Genomic DNA, 16,914 nt, shown 5'->3' with positions numbered 1-16,914 from the left:
AAGGCCGTCTGAAAAAGACGGGTAACAAAATGGCACAAAATCAAACACACACTTCAACATCCACTTGGCGCAGCCGCATGAGCGCGCTCGGGCCGGGTATTTTGATGGCTTCTGCGGCCATCGGCGGCTCGCATTTGATTGCGTCCACGCAGGCCGGTGCGCTGTATGGTTGGCAGCTGGCTTTAATCATCATCTTAACCAACTTGCTGAAATATCCGTTTTTCCGCTTCAGCGCGCACTACACCATGGATACCGGCAAGAGCTTGGTGCAGGGCTATGCCGAGAAAAGCCGCTTTTATTTATGGGTGTTTGCGCTGCTGTGTTTCGTTTCCGCAACCATCAGCACCGGCGCGGTAGCAGTGGTGACGGCGGCGATTATCAAAATGGCCTTGCCGAATCTTGGTTTGGAAACCGGCGTGATTGCTGCCTTGATTATGCTTTCCTGCCTGCTGATTTTGGTGAGCGGCCAATACCGCGCACTCGACCGCGTATCCAAAACCATTGTCGCCAGCTTGGCAGTGGCAACCGTGATTGCGGCCGGTATCGCCATGTCGCGCGGCATGCAGATGCAGCCTGATTTTATCGAGCCGACCCCGTGGACGCTCGCGGGCTTGGGCTTCATCATCGCCTTGATGGGCTGGATGCCGGCGCCGATTGAAATTTCCGCGATTAACTCTTTGTGGGTGACGGAAAAACAAAAGATCCAACCTTCCAGCTACCGCGACGGCATTTTCGACTTTAACGTCGGTTTCTATACCAGCGCGGTGTTGGCGGTGGTGTTTCTGGTGTTGGGCGCGTATGTGCAATACGGCAACGGCGAAGCCGTGCAAATGGCCGGCGGCAAATACATCGGCCAGTTGATCAATATGTATGCCGTAACTATAGGCGAATGGGCGCGCCCGCTGGTGGCGTTTATCGCATTTGCCTGTATGTACGGCACCACCATCACCGTGATTGACGGCTACGCTCGCGCCGTATCGGAATCCGTGCGCCTGATCCGCCATAAAGACAGCGTGCGCAAAGGCGAATTGTTCGGCTGGTATTTGTGGGTTGCCGGCACCGGCTTGGCGCTGATTTTGTGGTTCAACAGCGCGATGGCCGAATTGCTGAAATTTGCCATGATTTCCGCATTCTTGGCCGCACCGGTGTTCGCATGGTTGAACTACCGCTTAGTAAAAGCCGACAAAAAACACAAACTCTCCAAAGGCATGGAAGCCTTGGCGATTGTCGGTTTGATTTACTTGGTGGGTTTTGCCGTGCTGTTCCTGCTGAATTTGGGTGGGTTTTTAGGTTAAGTTGCCTGAAGCATACAAAGGCCGTCTGAATGTTTCAGACGGCCTTTTGTGTATTTTTTAATTGCCACCATATCAATCTGCTTTATATAATTTAAAAACAATAAGCACACAACAGGAGAAAGAATATGGATTTGAATCAAGCATTTGAAGCGTTGGGAACGCAAAACGACATCACCGTCGGCGCGGATTGGTTTCAAGGCCGTTCGCTGTTTGGCGGGGTAACGGCGGCTTTGATGCTGGTGAAGTTGCAGCATATTTTGGACAAACCGCGCCGCCTGCGTTCGTTGACGGTAAATTTTGTCGGCCCCATCAATGCCGCAGAAGCCGTGCATTTGGATGCACGCATATTGCGGGTGGGGAAATCGGTGGTACAGGGCGAAGTGCATTTGACACAGGGCGGTGAGGTGTTGGCGGTGTTGCTGGCCAGTTTTGGCGAAGCGCGTGAATCAAAAGCGGTTCAGACGGCATCAACGCCTGCGCCGACATGGCAGCCGCCGCAGGGTTTGCCGATCCAGCGTGATTTGGGCGGTTTGGAATTGGCGTTTCTTCATTATTTGGATTTGCGCTGGGCGCAAGGGGCGCAGGCGTTTAGCGGGGCGGAACGCGCTTCGTTTGGCGCTTATACGCGTTTTCAAAACCAACAGGGCGAGTTTACCTTGGCGCACTTGGTGGCATTGGCCGACGGTTTCCCACCTGCACCTGCCGTATTGATTGACGGCATCGCGCCGATGAGCAGCCTGACTTGGACGCTGGAATTGCTGCACGAGCCACAAGACATCACGCTGGATGATTTCTGGCAATACGAAGTGCATACCGATTATGCGGCGGAAGGCTACGGCCACACCGAAGCGCGGATGTGGGATAAAAACGGTGTGTTGACGCTCATCAGTCGCCAGACCGTCACCGTTTTCGCTTAAGATTTCAGGCCGTCTGAAAGGTTAAGTGACAATAATTTCATAAGTAATATGATTGGGAAAGAAGCCGTCTGGAATGTTTTCAGACGGCCTTTTTATATCAATTTACATGATAATAAAATGATGAAAAATAAAGCATATTTCAACCATTTCTGTAATTTTGTAAAAATTAAATCATTTAAAATCATAAATTTAAATTAATTTTTGGGCAGATTTGTGTAAATTCTATTTGCAAGGCTTGAAATGTCAATTTAGTTGATATTATACTCAAGCCATGTCCTAACAAACACCCGAATCATATAGAGGAGAGAAACCATGTCATACGAAAACCGCTGGCAGACAGTGAAAGTGGCCGTAGAAAACCAAATCGCGTGGGTATCGTTCAACCGCCCCGACAAACGCAATGCCATGAGCCCGACGCTCAACCGTGAAATGGGCGATGTGTTGGAAGTGTTGGAGCAGGATGCCGATGTCGGCGTGGTGGTGATTACCGGCGAAGGCAGCGCGTGGACGGCGGGCATGGATTTGAAAGAGTATTTCCGCGAAACCGACGGCCTGCCGGAAATTGCCCAAGAAAAAGCCCGCCGCGAAGCGTGCAAATGGCAATGGCAGATGCTGCGTTTTTACAATAAACCGACCATTGCGATGGTAAACGGCTGGTGTTTCGGCGGTGCGTTCTCGCCGCTGGTGGCTTGCGATTTGGCGATTGCTGCTGATGAAGCCGTGTTCGGTTTGTCGGAAATCAACTGGGGCATTCCGCCGGGCAATTTGGTGAGCAAGGCAATGGCAGATACCGTCGGCCACCGTCAATCGCTGTATTACATCATGACCGGCGAAACCTTCAACGGCAAACAAGCCGCCGAAATGGGCTTGGTCAATAAGAGCGTGCCACTGGCTGAATTGCGTGCCGAAGTGGAAAAATTGTGCCAAACGCTGCTAGAGAAAAATCCGGTGGTGCTGCGTTATGCGAAAAACGGTTTCAAACGCTGCCGCGAGCTGACTTGGGATCAAAACGAAGATTATTTGTACGCCAAGCTGGATCAGTGTCTGTTCCGCGATCCGGAAGGCGGCCGTGCGGAAGGTATGCGCCAGTTCTTGGATGAAAAATCCATCAAACCGGGCTTGCAGACTTATAAACGATAAGGTTGAATAAGCAGGCCGTCTGAAACTTTTTGTGATGAAGTGACGTAGCTTTGTGATGACAAGCCACTCTCTCCCTAACCCTCTCCCGCCGGCGGGAGAGGGGACAGATTGTGAAAGCGTTGCAGTTTCCTTAACATACAAAAAGATTCATTCAAAGCAATCTAAATATTGATGCCGTCTGAAACCTTTCAGACGGCCTGAGACAACAGGAGAATTTCATGAATCAAGTCAATTTGTTTATCAATGGTGAATCGCGTCCGGCAGCGGACGGCCAAACATTCGAGCGTTTCGGCCCTTTAAGCGGTCAAGCGGCGACGGTGGCGGCGGCCGGTAAGGCGGCGGATGCCAATGCGGCGGTGGAAGCGGCAGCAAAAGCGTTTCCGGCTTGGGCTGCATTGCCGCCGGGCGAAAAGCGCAACCGTTTGCTCAAAGCGGCGGATTTGTTGGCTTCGCGCGCGGAAGAGTTTGTCAAAATCGGTATCGACGAGATGGGCTCGAGCGGCGCGTGGTATGGTTTTAACGTGCATTTGGCGGCTAATATGCTGCGCGATGCGGCGGGTATGGTGACCCAGATTCAAGGCAATGTGATTCCGAGCGATGTGCCGGGTCGTATGGCCATGGGCATGCGTGTGCCGTGCGGCGTAGTGGTGGGCATGGCGCCTTGGAATGCGCCGGTGATTTTGGCGACCCGTGCGCTGGCAATGCCGTTGGCGTGCGGTAACACGGTGGTGTTGAAAGCATCGGAAAATTGTCCGGCCACGCATGAATTGCTGGTGCGCACCTTGAGCGAAGCCGGTTTGGGCGAAGGCGTGGTGAACTTGGTGACCCACAGCGCGGAAGATGCGCCGGAAGTGGTGTCGGCATTGATTGCCCATCCTGCGGTGAAACGCGTCAACTTCACCGGCTCGACCCATGTCGGCAAAATCATCGCCAAACAATGCGCCGAATATCTGAAACCGGTGGTGTTGGAATTGGGCGGTAAAGCACCGGTGATTGTGTGCGAAGACGCTGATTTGGACGAAGCGGCCAATGCGATTGCGTTTGGCGCGTTCTTCAACCAAGGCCAAATCTGCATGAGTACCGAGCGCGTGTTGGTGCATGAAAGCGTGGCCGACGACTTGATTGGCCGTCTGAAAGCGAAAATAGACGGTTTTGTCACCGGCGACCCGCGCCAACAAGTCCACATCGCTCATGTGGAAAGCAAACGTTCGGCCGACCGCATTTTGGCGATGGTGCGCGATGCGGAAGAAAAAGGTGCAAAAGCAATTACCGAATACCAAGTCAATGGCACCGCCATCAGCCCGATTCTGCTCGACGGCATTGCGCCGGGCATGCAGCTTTACACCGAGGAATCGTTCGGTCCGGTGTGTACGCTGGAGCGCGTGAAAGACGATGAAGAAGCGATTGCCAAAGCCAACGATTCCGTGTTCGGCTTGTCGGCTGCCGTGTTCAGCCGCGATTTGGGTCGTGCGATGGCGATTGCGCAGCGCATTGAAAGCGGCATCTGCCACATCAATTCGGCTACTGTTGACGATGAAGCACCGATGCCGTTTGGCGGCGTGAAAGACAGCGGTTACGGCCGCTTCGGCAGCAATGCGTCGATTAATGAATTTACCGAATTGCGTTGGATTACCGTACGGAGCACGCCGAAACATTATCCGATTTAAGCATCCATTCAGACGGCCTTGACAATAAAACCAGTGACAAACGCAACGAGGCCGTCTGAACATCAAAGCAGAGGAGAAACTGCATGAACACCACATCTTATCTCGATTATCCCATCCGTCCGGTCAAGCTGGGCGGCCATGAAGTGGGCGTGCGCGAAGAGGGCGGCACGTTTTACATCCATCCCAAAGAAACCTTAAAACCTTATCCTGAAGTCTTGTCGCAGCGTTTGTATGAAAACGCCGAAAAATATCCCGACCGCGTGTTTGTCGCCCGCCGAGGTGCAGACGGCCAATGGCAGAAATACACCTACGCGCAAACGCTGCAAGCCGTGCGCAACATTGCCCAAGCCTTGATGCCGTATCAATTGTGTGCCGAGCGGCCGCTGATGATTTTGTCGGAAAACGCCATCGAAACCTTCCTGCTTAATTTCGGCGCGATGGTAGCGGGCATGCCGCATGCCTATGTGGCACCGGCTTATTCGCTGGTGGCCAACAGCCCCGACAAGCTGCGCTATGTGATTGACACGCTCACGCCGGGTATGTTTTTTGCGGGCGACGGCAAAGGTTTCAGACGGCATCTGGAAGCCTGCGGCCAGCTCGACAAACCGATTATCACCACCACCGGCGATTTAGACGACCATGCCTGCCTGAAATTTGACGATTTTCTCAATACGCCGGCCACCGATGAAGTGGAGCAGCGTCACGCAAAGATTCAGGCCGACGATATTGCCAAATTCCTGTTTACTTCCGGTTCGACTTCGTTGCCAAAAGTGGTGCCGACCACACACAGAATGCTGTGCAGCAACCAGCAAATGCTGCGCCAAACCTTGGCCGTGATGGAAGACGAGCCGCCGGTATTGGTGGATTGGCTGAGCTGGCATCACACTTTTGGCGGCAGCCACAATTTAGGCATTGTGCTGTACAACGCCGGTACGTTCTACATCGACGACGGCCGCCCGACGCCTGAGCGTTTCCCCGAAACCATCCGCAACCTGAAAGAAATTTCGCCGACCATGTATCTGAATGTGCCGGTGGCGTGGGCGCAACTGGCCAATGCCTTGCAAGACGATGCCCAATTGCGCGACACCTTTTTCAGAAATGTGAAGCTGTTTTTCTTTGCCGGAGCGGCTTTGTCGCAAGATTTGTGGCAAAAACTTTCCGACATCAGCTATGCCCATTGCGGTGAACGCATCCGCATCATGGCCGGTTTGGGCATGACCGAAACCTCGCCTTCCTGCACCTTCACCACAGGGCCATCAAATTTGGAGGCCGGTTTTGTCGGTTTTCCTGCGCCGGGTTGCGAGGTGAAGCTGGTGCCGGCAGATGACAAACTCGAATTGCGTGTGCGCGGCCCGCATGTGATGCGCGGCTATTGGCGACACGAAACACCGCGCGGCAGCTTTGACGAAGAAGGTTTCTACTGCACCGGCGACGCCGTGCGCCTGCTCAATCCCGACAACATCGAAGACGGTTTGGTGTACGACGGCCGTATCGCCGAAGATTTCAAACTGATGACCGGTACATTCGTCAATGTGGGCGAATTACGCAACCGCATTCTGATTCACGGCAATGAGTTGATTGAAGACGTGGTGTTGGTGGGCGAGGGCAAAGACGAAATCGGCGTGTTGGCTTTCCCGAAACCGACCGTTACCCACCGCAAAAGCGGTTTGCCTGATGCCGATTGGCACGATGTTTTGTTGAGCGAACCGGTGCAGCAATGGTTTGCAGACTTTATGGCCAGAATCAACAAAGGCTACAGCGCCAGCTCGAAACGCATTGCGCGGCTGTATCTGATGGAAGAAGCCGCCGACAGCACCGTGGGCGAGAAAACCGATAAAGGCAATCTGAACCAGCGTTTGTTGCGTAACCGACGTGCGCAGGAAATCGAAGCCTTGTATGGCAGCGTGGAAGATCCGCTCCGCTTTGTGGCGCCGTGAATTTTTTCAGACGGCCTTGAGATTTGTCATAAGGCCGTCTGAAAAATCAAACCAAAAATAAATCAATAAATACATGAAATACAAGGAGAACATGATGTCAACTGAGGGAAGAACCATACAAAACAGTGCCAAAATCACGTTGGCACTGTGTTTTATTCTGGCGCTGATGGAAGGCTTCGACCTGCAATCGATGGGCGTGGCCGCACCGATGATGCGCGAAGCCTTCCAGCTTGATCCGAGGCAGTTGGGTTGGGCGTTTTCGGCGGCGACGTTGGGCACGCTGCCGGGCGCATTGCTGGCCGGTAAATTGGCCGATATGTATGGCCGTAAGCCGATTTTGATTGCCAACACGGTTTTGTTCGGCATCATGTCGGTGTTGACGGCGCATGCTTATTCTTTTCCGCTGCTGTTGGGCGCGCGTTTCTTAACCGGTTTGGGTTTGGGCGGTGCGCTGCCGATTCTGATTACCATGGCCACGGAAGCAGTGAATCCGAAATGGCGCGGCACGGCAGTAAGCATTATGTATTGCGGCGTGCCGGCCGGTGGCATCATTACGTCGCTGGTGGCGATTTCAATGGCCAAGCAATTCGGCTGGGAATCGATTTTCTACGTCGGCGGTTTCGCGCCGTTGTTGTTGGTGCCGATTATTTGGTTTTGGCTGCCGGAATCGAAAGCCTATCTGCAAAGCAAACTGGAAGCCGAGCAGCGCAGCTTTTCCATCGGCCATATTTTGTTCGGTGAAGGGCGTATTTTCGGCACGCTGCAATTGTGGGTAAGCTTTTTCTGCACGTTGATTGTGCTGTATGTGTTGCTCAACTGGCTGCCGACGTTGTTTGCTAACCAAAATTTCAGCCGCGAAGAAATTAACTATGTGCAAATCGGTTTTAATGTCGGCGGTGTGATCGGTACGCTGGTGTTGGGCTTGTTCTTGGACAAACTCAATATTAAAGCCGTGGTGGTGTTGATTTACGCCGGTATGTTGGCTGCGCTGTATGCGCTCTCGTCCGGTAGCGAATTGGGCAGCATCATCGCCGCGACTTTGGCTTGCGGTATGTTCATCATCGGCGGTCAGGGTACGCTCTACGCGTTGGCCGGTATGTTTTATCCGGCGGCCATCCGCGGCACGGGCGTGGGCACGGCGGTGGCAGTCGGTCGCGCCGGTTCGTTTGCCGGTCCGATTTTGGCAGGTTTGATTTTGGGCGCGGGGCAATCGAGCTCGGCCGTGATCAGCGCCGCCATTCCGGTGATTGCCGTGGCTTTTGTCAGCGCGTTTATCTTGGTGTTGCGCTTTAAGAAAACACAAGAAGCCAAAGCTTAATGCCCCGGCCTGTTTTCAGACGGCCTTCAGCATAGAAAGGCCGTCTGAAAAGCAGTAAGATACGGGCTTTGAAACACAGGATTACGGAGTGACGGCTATGAAACATGAATCATGGGAAGACACCGCCAACCAGCCGACCGTCAGCTACAACATCGGCCGCCTTGACCGCTTGGTCAACCAGCAGTTAAGCGAAGCCTTGAAACCATTGGGCGTGAGTCTGCCGCAATTTACCATGCTGTCGAATCTTCAGCGGCGCGGTGCCACGGCCAATGCCGCGTTGGCTGCCCGCTCTTTTATTTCGCCACAAGCCGCCAATCAGATTGTGAATACCATGGTGGAGCACAATTGGGTGACCAAACGCAACGACCCCAATCACGGCCGCATGGTGTTGATTGAATTGACCGACACCGGCCGCGAAGTGTTCGCCCGCTGCATGAAAGAAGCGGCGGCATTTGAAGCCAAAATGCTGCAAGGGCTGACGCCGGAAAGCGTGATTATGCTCAAAGCCACGGTGCAGCGGCTGTTGGATAATTTGCGCGACGATTAATACAGGCCGTCTGAAAGCTAAATTTATTTTCAGACGGCCTCGATAAAAAATACAGAGAAAATCAATAAAGGAGAAACGATGTTAGGCACAATCATCGCTATAGTTTGTTTGGCCTCATTGGCATTTTTCAGCGCACCGTTGTGGCTGTGGGTTGCTGTGGGCGTATTGGGTTTGCTCACGGGCGTATTCGCATGGTGGTTTGCATTGCTGTGGCTGGCGGTGTGTGCGCTGTTGGGCGTGGCATCGCTGCGGATGAGATTTGTCAGCCGTCCGGCATTTAAGCTGTTTAAAAACATTCTGCCGCCTTTGTCGGCTACCGAACAGGCCGCCATTGATGCGGGTACGGTGTGGTGGGATGCGGAAATTTTCAACGGCAAACCGGATTGGCGCAAATTATCCGGCTATCGCGACCCGAAATTAACCGAAGAAGAACAATCCTTTATCGATAACGAAACCGAAACCTTGTGCCAAATGCTCAATGATTGGCGCTTTACCCATCACGATAAGGATTTACCGCCTGAAGTGTGGCAGTATGTGAAGGATCAGGGCTTTATCGCCATGATTATCGACAAAAAATACGGCGGCAAACAATTCTCGCATTATGCACATGCCAAAGTGGCAACCAAAATCGCCAGCCGCAGCCCGGCCGCGGCGTACATGATTATGCTGCCCAACTCTTTGGGGCCTGCCGAATTGATTCAGCACTACGGCACCGACGAGCAAAAAGACTACTACCTGCCGCGCTTGGCGAAGGGTATTGATATGCCGTGTTTCGCGTTGACCAGCCCGTGGGCAGGCTCGGACGCGGGCGCGATTCCGGACACCGGTTTCGTGTGTTACGGCAGCTACACCGACCCGCGCGACGGCTCGCATCATGAAAACGTATTGGGCGTGCGCGTGAGCTTTGAAAAACGCTGGATTACCATGGCGCCGATTGCCACGGTGATTGGTTTGGCGTTCAAATTGCGCGATCCGGAAGGTTTGCTCGGCGGCAAGGAAGACATCGGCATCACCTGCGCCCTGCTGCCGACCGCGATGGAAGGTCTGTATCACCAACGCCGCCATTACCCGAACGAAACGCCGTTTTGGAACGGGCCGGTGTGGGGTAAAGACATTTTCTTCCCGCTGGAGTGGATTATCGGCGGCCGTGATTACGCCGGTCAGGGCTGGCGCATGTTGATGGAATGTTTGTCCATCGGCCGCTGCATTTCGCTGCCGTCGCAATCGGTGGGCAACGCCAAACACGCCGCATGGACGACTTCCGCATGGGTTGGCATCCGCCAGCAATTCGGTTTGCCGATCGGTAAATTCGAAGGCGTGGCCGACGCATTGGCGCGCATCGGCGGCCACACTTACCAAATGGAAGCCACGCAAGACTTGGCCTTGACCGGCTTGGATTTGGGTGAAAATCCATCGGTGATTTCGGCAATGGTGAAATTCAATAATACCGAACGCCTGCGCAAAGTGATGAACGATGCCATGGATATTCACGGCGGCCGCGCCGTGGTCGGCGGGCCGCGCAACTATCTGGCTTCGATGTACAACGCTGTACCAATCGGCATCACGGTGGAAGGTGCCAACATTTTGACCCGCTGCCTGATGATTTTCGGGCAGGGCGCATTTCGCTGCCATCATCATGTGCTGACCGAAATCAATGCGTTGCAAAAAGATGATGTGAACGCGTTTGACCAAGCCTTTCAGAAACACTTAGGCCAAAGCGCATCCAATGCCGCCCGCAGCTTTGTGTTTGGCCTCACCAACGGTGGCGGCTATGCACCGAGAAGCCCGCTGGCCTTTGCCTACAAACGGCTTAATCGTTTGAGCGCGGCGTTTGCCTTTGCGGCTGACGTGGCCATGTTGAGCTTGGGCGGTGATTTGAAACGCCGCGAAAGCCTGTCCGGCCGCTTGGCCGATGCGTTTTCCAACCTCTACATCGCGTCGGCCTGTCTGAAGCGGTTTGAACGCGAGGGCGCCCAAAAAGCGGATTTGCCGATTGCCGAATATGCCGTGCGTCTGGCTTTATACGAAACCGAAACCGCGTTGGCCGGTCTGATAGCCAACCTGCCCAACCGTTGGGCGGCCGCTTTGTTGCGCGTGGTGGTATTGCCGTTGGGCAAGCGCGAAAGTGCGCCCAAAGACAAATTGGTGCATCAGGTGGCTGCCGATATGCAGCAGCATGGTGAAACGCTGGATCGCCTGACCCGTTTCCGTTTCCATCCGCAGGCTGAAGTGGATAACGGAGATGAGCCGTTGGCGGTGTTGAAACCGGCCATGGAGGCTGTCCGACGTACCAACAAATTGGAACAGACTTTGCGCAAGGCTGAAGCCAAAGGACAATTGTCGGCAAACAAGCCGTCTGAAAAAATCAGCGAAGCAGTGGAAAAAGGCTTCATCAGCGCTGATGAAGCCGAACAGTTGCGTGAGGCAAGACGTCTGCTGAAAATAGCCATTACCGTGGACGATTTCGATATGGACTTGAACAAAGCGAATCCGCAACCGTTTGAACACCGTGTTTTTTAATAGGCTGAATTAGCGCAGGCCGTCTGAAAATGATTTCAGACGGCCTTTTCATGCCTTCCGATGTTGTTTGAATAAAAAAACACCCTATCCGTTTCGCTATATAATGTCGCTTTATCAGCAAGGGTTGGGTGGCGTATGGTGTTGGATTGGCGGGAAAATTGTCCGGTGGCGGGCGGTTTGGCAGATTTTGTTTGTGCGGATTCGTTGACGCGGTTTTTGTCGGCGCGCGGGCGGTTTGCGGTGGCGGTTGATGCGTTGGGGCTGACGCAGGATCCGCATCTGTTTGCCGATTATGCGTTGCCGCGGGTGGTTTTCCAGCGCCGCGTCACGTTGCTGCTGGACGGTGTGCCGCTGGTGCATGCGCAAAGTGTTTGTGCGCCGCAGTCGCTTTGGTGCGAACATCTCGACCGAGGGGCGGCTTCGCTGGGATTGCTGCTGTTTTCGAACCGGCTTGAGGGTTTGACGAGAAGCCCTTTGCAGTTTGCCGAGATCGCGCCGTATGCGCTGGCCAGGCGGTCGTGGTTTGAATGGCAGGGAGAGAAATTGTTTTTGTCGGAATGTTTTTTGCCGCAGGCGGCGGAATGTTTTTGAGTTTGGCGGATTGGGGTGGCCGTCTGAATATGCTTGGCTTTTCAGACGGCCTTTTGGTCGGCTGTGAATCCGTTGGTGATTGAAACCGGTGACAGGGAAATAAGTTTGCCGCACGGGCTTGAATTGAGGCCGTCTGAAACCCATATTTTAGGCCGGATTCATTATTAAAAGGCCAATGCCATGAGCAATACCGTTCATTATCTGAAAGATTATCAAACTCCGGCGCACGAAATCCGCAAAACGGATTTGCATTTCGATATTTTCGATACGCACACGCAAGTGAAGGCGCGTTTGCTGGTCGAACCCAAGCGTGCGGGTGCGCCGTTGGTTCTGGACGGTTCGGCGGAACTGGTGTCGCTGAAAATTGATGGCGAAACAGTGGATTATGTTTTAAACGGCGAGCAATTGACAGTGGCGGATGCGCCGTCTGAAGATTTTGTTTTGGAAGTGGAAACGCGCTTGCTGCCGTCTGAAAACAAGTCGCTGATGGGTTTGTATGAGAGCGGCGGCAATCTGTTTACCCAATGCGAACCGGAGGGCTTCCGCAAAATCACGTTTTATCCCGACCGCCCCGATGTGATGAGCAAATTCACCACCACGATTGTGGCCGACAAAAAACGCTATCCGGTGTTGTTGTCCAACGGTAACAAAATCGACGGCGGTGCGCTTTCAGACGGCCGTCACTGGGTTAAATGGCTGGATCCGTTTGCCAAGCCGAGCTATCTGTTTGCGCTGGTGGCGGGCGATTTGGCGCTGACGCAAGACACGTTTACCACGCAGACCGGCCGCGAGGTGGCCATTGAGTTTTACACTGCTGAGGCCGACAAGCCTAAAGTGCCGTTTGCGGTGGAATCGTTGAAACACGCGATGAAATGGGACGAAACGCGCTTCGGGCTGGCTTATGATTTGGATATTTACATGGTCGTGGCCGTCGGCGATTTTAATATGGGCGCGATGGAAAACAAAGGCCTCAATATTTTCAATACCAAATATGTGCTGGCCGACAGTCAAACTGCCACTGATGCGGATTTCGAGGGCATCGAATCGGTTATCGGCCATGAATATTTCCACAATTGGACGGGCAACCGCGTGACCTGCCGCGACTGGTTTCAGCTTTCATTGAAAGAAGGCCTGACTGTGTTCCGCGATCAGGAGTTTTCAGGCGACCGCGCCAGCCGTGCCGTGCGTCGGATTGACAACGTGCGTATGCTGCGCCAGCATCAGTTTCCCGAAGACGCCGGTCCGACCGCGCATCCAGTGCGCCCCGCCAGCTATGAAGAAATGAACAATTTCTACACCATGACCGTGTATGAAAAAGGCGCGGAAGTGGTGCGCATGTATCACACGCTGTTGGGCGAAGAAGGCTTCCAAAAAGGCATGAAGCTCTATTTCAAACGCCACGACGGTCAAGCGGCGACTTGCGATGATTTCCGCAACGCAATGGCCGATGCCAATGAAATCAACCTCGACCAATTTGCTTTATGGTACAGCCAAGCCGGTACGCCGACTTTAGACATCACAGGCCGTCTGAACAATAATGATTTTGTGTTGCACATCAAACAAAGCATTCCGAGCACGCCTGATATGCCGGCTGCGGAGAAAAAGCCGATGATGATGCCGGTGAAAGTCGGTCTGCTCAATCAGCGCGGCGAAGCGGTGGAATTTGACTATCAAGGCGAGCGTGTGAGCGAAGCGGTGTTGCTGTTGACCGAAGCGGAGCAGGAATTTGTGTTGGGCGGGGTCAACGAAGCGGTGGTGCCGTCATTGCTGCGCGGTTTTTCTGCGCCGGTGCATCTGAATTATCCGTATCGAGATGCCGATTTGGCCTTGTTGTTGGCGCATGATTCTGATGAATTCAGCCGTTGGGAAGCCGCGCAAACGCTGTATTCACGCGCGGTTGCTGCCAATCTGGCCGCGATTGAGGCGGGTGAAGATTTGCCGCAGCATACGGGCTTGATTGAGGCAGTGAAACAAGTGTTAAGCAATGCCGATTTAGATGCCGCGTTTAAAGCCGTATTATTGCAAGTGCCATCTGAAAGCGAATTGTGGGATGGTGCCGACAACATTAACCCGTTGCATTACCACCAAGCGCGCGAAGCTTTGCTCAATGCGCTGGCCGAAGCCTGCATCAACGAATTGGCTGAAACGCGCGAATGGGCATTGGCACAAGAAGCTGAAAGCGGCATTGACACGCCGTATGAATACCATCCGGAGCTGGCCGGTGTGCGTGCGCTGCTGGCGGCAGTACGCTTGTTGACGATTCGGGTTGAGCGTCACCAAACCATCCAAGTGGGCAATTACGAAGGCGAACAACGCGCAGATCACGAAGCATCTACCTGCACGCGTTTACAATATTACATTACACGCTATGAGCAACTTTCGCTAAATATGACCCATGAAATCAGCGTGTTGAATACGGTAAACCATTTGGAATACGAAGGCCGCAACACCTTGCTCGACCGTTTTGCCGAACGCTATGCCGATGATGCGCTGGTGATGGACAAATACTTTATCCTGATTGGTGCCAGTCACCGCAGCGACACATTGGCGCAAGTTCAGACGGCCTTAAACCACCCGAAATTCAGCTTGGAAAACCCGAACAAAGCACGTTCATTGCTGGGCAGCTTCAGCCGCAACGTGCCGCATTTCCACGCGGAAAACGGCAGCGGTTACGCATTTATAGCCGATAAGGTGATGGAAATCGACCGCTTCAATCCGCAAGTCGCCGCGCGTTTGGTACAGGCATTCAATATTTGCCGCAAACTCGAACCGCATCGTCGTGCTTTGATGACTGCGCAACTGCAACGCATTCAAGCGCAGGAAGGCTTGTCGAAAGATGTAGGCGAGATTGTGGGCAAGATTTTGGCTTGATAGATTGAAATAAAGAAAAGGCCGTCTGAAAGATAATCTTTCAGACGGCCTTTTGGTAGCTTAGATAGTTGTTTGTTGTACGCATTTTTCTGCCAATCCAATCATTGCTTTAGCTGCTTCTGTGCGTAAATATTTCGGGTCTAGTCCGTTGCTTCCTAACCGGAAACGGTCAAGGCCGTCTGAATCTTTGAAGGCTTGATACAGTAAAACAGCATCAGCTTGATTCGGCAGGTGTTTTTGAATTCGCTCAATGCCGAAATCATCATCTCGGTCGTGGTATTTCATCAATGCGGCGGCAATCGGGTCAAATGCTAAAGCGTGTTCGGCGCAATATTCACGATAGTACACCGAAGCCCGCCCGCCGTGGCCGGTATCGTAGCCGTCGTCTTGGCGGCGCGAATCATGAAACACCGCAGCGGTGCAGAGTATGTCGCGCTGTGTTTCGGTCAGATTCAGCCGTTCGCCTAAGATAACGGCGTAAAACAGCACGCGCGCGCAATGGGCGAAACCGTGCAAATCGCTGTGGATTTGAAACTTGATTTCGCGGTGAAGAAATTCATACCAATGCCGGTAACGTTGCCATGCCGTCTGAAAGCGTTCAGACGGCATTTCTTCACGCATAAAGGTTTCAAGCAAATTCAGCATTGAGTTGCTCCAGCCATTCCGTTAAGCCGTTGGCTACGCCGAGTGAGCGAGGGGCGATTTCTGGCGGAATATAGATTTCGCCTTTGTTGACAGTGATGTAAAACGCATTGTCGCGGGCATAGACTTGCTGCATAAATGGCAGCTTAATCAGTTGGTTGTGTGTGCCGACACCTTCAATTTCAAACAAGCGTTCTTCAGCAAAACCGGCTTGGCGGAAGTGGTTGTCGAAATTGCTGGTAACAACAAAATAATCTTTGTTTTTTAAGATATTGCGTAAATCGGCCATTACTTTTCCGGCCGGTTTTTGCACGTTCATATAATGGTAGAGTCGTGCAAAATACGCCCAGTAGCTTTCTTGGCTTGGGAACGGATAAAAGCAGCCGTGTATCATGCTGCGAAAGCCGTATTTTTGCGAAAAATCACCGAAATGGGCGTGAAAATCGGCGTTGTCGGCGAAAATATGGATACCTTCGGCGATGGATAAGCCATTGCTGGCGCCGACGACGATCTTTTCTGCTTGGCGGATTTTATCGGCAATCACATTAAGCGGCGGATTCATGGTTTTGCTCCTGTTGGTTTTTCAATGCCACTAAGTCGTGCAGGGTAGCAGCGATATCGTGGTCGAAAATTACAGCTTTGCCTTCTTTCATGGCAGGAAAGAAATCTTCTTTTTGGTTGATGCGGATAAGGAAAGCATTCGGCCACAGGTTGGCCATTTTAGAAAATGGATATTTGATGATGTTGGGCGTCATGCGGCCCACACCCATTTCGATAAATAAGATTTTCTTATTGTGGTTTTTCACCACGAAATCTTGGTAAATCGCCAGTTTTTCTGCCCAGAATGTGCCTTCCAAAAATTCGTATGAACGAATCCACGGTTCTAAATCGGCGCCGCAATTCGGGCAGGTTGGAATGGTGGCCGGATTGACAGCGCAATCTTCGATGCTCGCCGCCATTTTTCTGACGGCTTCTTCTGCCGGATACACCGCATCATGGCATGGTTTGCTACATTGCAACCAATGCGCATCGCCTTGCGAATAGGCAATTTTGTCTTCATCAAATACTTTGGAAAACTGCATGTCTTGGTTGGTGGTAATGACGAAATGAGGTTTGTCGCCTACCAGTTTCCGCAAATCGAGATAGGTTTGTCCTGCCGGCTCATCAAACATGGCGGTGGCGTGTTTGGATAGATATGCCCAACGGCTTTGACGGTTTGGATAGCGGTGATATAAGGCTTGGAAACAGCCGGTTACGCCGAATTTTTGTTCGAATTCGGTGAAGTGTTTTTTGAAATAATCGCTGTGATTGTAAAAGTCGTGACCATTGGCGGTGGATAAACCGGAAGCGCCGCCGATGATAATGACTTCAGCTTCACGGATTTTCTCAACAGCTTGTTTTAACTGGGTTTGGTAATCTTGATTCATGATTTCGCCTTGTGTGATAAAGAGGTTACGGCTATTATATTG

13 protein-coding genes are annotated in these 16,914 nt (G+C 52.7%); 10 read left to right on the top strand and 3 right to left on the bottom strand.

Annotated features, from left to right (window positions below):
- Positions 1 to 29 precede the first annotated feature (29 nt).
- The 10 genes from GJV52_RS02885 to pepN all read left to right on the top strand — a co-directional run bounded on the left by GJV52_RS02885 (position 30) and on the right by pepN (position 14,803).
- Complete coding sequence (locus GJV52_RS02885; protein ID WP_095501978.1) at positions 30 to 1,295, top strand: Nramp family divalent metal transporter; 1,266 nt, start codon at positions 30 to 32, stop codon at positions 1,293 to 1,295.
- A gap of 125 nt (positions 1,296 to 1,420) precedes the next feature.
- The gene (locus GJV52_RS02880) at positions 1,421 to 2,212 is read left to right on the top strand and encodes an acyl-CoA thioesterase (RefSeq protein ID WP_095501968.1); all 792 of its coding nucleotides are present in this window, start codon (positions 1,421 to 1,423) and stop codon (positions 2,210 to 2,212) included.
- Positions 2,213 to 2,524: 312 nt separating this feature from the next.
- Entirely contained in the window at positions 2,525 to 3,352 is an 828-nt protein-coding gene (locus GJV52_RS02875; RefSeq protein WP_095501967.1) for a p-hydroxycinnamoyl CoA hydratase/lyase, read from the top strand.
- Between the two features lie 218 nt (positions 3,353 to 3,570).
- Positions 3,571 to 5,019 (top strand): aldehyde dehydrogenase, encoded by a 1,449-nt coding sequence (locus tag GJV52_RS02870; protein WP_100562392.1) that lies wholly within the window; start codon positions 3,571 to 3,573, stop codon positions 5,017 to 5,019.
- Between the two features lie 83 nt (positions 5,020 to 5,102).
- On the top strand, positions 5,103 to 6,956 hold the full coding sequence (locus GJV52_RS02865) for a feruloyl-CoA synthase (RefSeq protein WP_095503762.1): 1,854 nt from the start codon (positions 5,103 to 5,105) through the stop codon (positions 6,954 to 6,956).
- Between the two features lie 91 nt (positions 6,957 to 7,047).
- A complete protein-coding gene (gene mhpT / locus GJV52_RS02860; protein WP_100562394.1) occupies positions 7,048 to 8,274 on the top strand; it encodes a 3-(3-hydroxy-phenyl)propionate transporter MhpT in 1,227 nt (408 codons plus the stop codon).
- Positions 8,275 to 8,371: 97 nt separating this feature from the next.
- Positions 8,372 to 8,821 (top strand): MarR family winged helix-turn-helix transcriptional regulator, encoded by a 450-nt coding sequence (locus tag GJV52_RS02855; protein ID WP_095503720.1) that lies wholly within the window; start codon positions 8,372 to 8,374, stop codon positions 8,819 to 8,821.
- 78 nt (positions 8,822 to 8,899) lie between these two features.
- Positions 8,900 to 11,341 carry an acyl-CoA dehydrogenase gene (locus GJV52_RS02850; protein WP_100562396.1) on the top strand — a complete coding sequence of 814 codons (2,442 nt, stop codon included), beginning with the start codon at positions 8,900 to 8,902 and terminating at the stop codon, positions 11,339 to 11,341.
- 135 nt (positions 11,342 to 11,476) lie between these two features.
- Positions 11,477 to 11,932 carry a chorismate--pyruvate lyase family protein gene (locus GJV52_RS02845; protein WP_095503718.1) on the top strand — a complete coding sequence of 152 codons (456 nt, stop codon included), beginning with the start codon at positions 11,477 to 11,479 and terminating at the stop codon, positions 11,930 to 11,932.
- 180 nt (positions 11,933 to 12,112) lie between these two features.
- Positions 12,113 to 14,803: an aminopeptidase N gene (pepN, locus tag GJV52_RS02840; RefSeq protein WP_100562398.1), complete on the top strand. Its 2,691-nt coding sequence runs from the start codon at positions 12,113 to 12,115 to the stop codon at positions 14,801 to 14,803.
- Positions 14,804 to 14,863: 60 nt separating this feature from the next.
- Here the strand turns inward: pepN and GJV52_RS02835 are convergent, their stop codons facing one another.
- The 3 genes from GJV52_RS02835 to GJV52_RS02825 are packed head-to-tail and all read right to left on the bottom strand — an operon-like array spanning position 14,864 to position 16,872.
- Positions 14,864 to 15,448, bottom strand: a complete 585-nt coding sequence (locus GJV52_RS02835; protein WP_095503716.1) for an HD domain-containing protein — start codon at positions 15,446 to 15,448, stop codon at positions 14,864 to 14,866.
- On the bottom strand, positions 15,432 to 16,007 hold the full coding sequence (locus GJV52_RS02830) for an SIR2 family NAD-dependent protein deacylase (RefSeq protein ID WP_095503715.1): 576 nt from the start codon (positions 16,005 to 16,007) through the stop codon (positions 15,432 to 15,434). Before GJV52_RS02830 ends, GJV52_RS02835 begins: the two co-directional genes overlap by 17 nt.
- Positions 15,991 to 16,872 carry an SIR2 family NAD-dependent protein deacylase gene (locus tag GJV52_RS02825; protein ID WP_100562400.1) on the bottom strand — a complete coding sequence of 294 codons (882 nt, stop codon included), beginning with the start codon at positions 16,870 to 16,872 and terminating at the stop codon, positions 15,991 to 15,993. Before GJV52_RS02825 ends, GJV52_RS02830 begins: the two co-directional genes overlap by 17 nt.
- Positions 16,873 to 16,914: the final 42 nt, after the last annotated feature.

It is taken from the genome of Neisseria brasiliensis, from assembly GCF_009671065.1.
Taxonomy (GTDB): domain Bacteria; phylum Pseudomonadota; class Gammaproteobacteria; order Burkholderiales; family Neisseriaceae; genus Neisseria; species Neisseria brasiliensis.
This window is presented reverse-complemented; position numbering and strand designations above follow the sequence as displayed.